The organism is Vibrio sp. 378 (genome assembly GCF_033339435.1).
Genome location: NZ_JAWOUO010001247.1, coordinates 1 through 510 on the forward strand (window position 1 = coordinate 1; position 510 = coordinate 510).

The window sequence follows — 510 nt, forward strand, 5'->3', positions numbered from 1 at the left end:
CCTTGGAGCGGCGCAGATGAAAAGCCCGCATTGGATGAGCTACCAAGTTATGACGGTAAATGTTTCCTTTGTCCAACCAACGAACGTATCTCTGGCGATGTTAATCCAGACTACCAAGGCACCTATGTGTTCAATAACGATTTTGCTGCGCTGATGGTGGATTCACCAGATGCACCAGAGTCAAACAACCCGCTATTCAAAACGCAAGGCGTGCGTGGTTTGAGCCGAGTGATTTGCTTCTCGCCAGATCACAGCAAAACCTTACCGGAGCTGCCAGTGGATAAAATTCGTGGCGTGATAGAGACCTGGAACGAACAAATTGAAGAGCTCGGCAAGGAATACGTTTGGGTTCAGGCGTTCGAAAACAAAGGCGAAACCATGGGCTGTTCTCAGCCTCATCCGCACGGTCAAATCTGGGCGAACAGCTTCTTACCAAATGAAATCGAGCGTAAAGAGCACAACCTAAAAGCCTACTACCAAGAACACGGCAGCAACTTGCTGGTGGATTAC

1 protein-coding gene is annotated in these 510 nt (G+C 49.0%); it reads left to right on the top strand.

Annotation, left to right across the window (positions count from 1 at the left end; genetic code table 11):
• On the top strand, positions 1-510 hold a 510-nt coding region (galT, locus tag R7Q48_RS31380; RefSeq protein WP_318134372.1), incomplete at both ends, for a galactose-1-phosphate uridylyltransferase.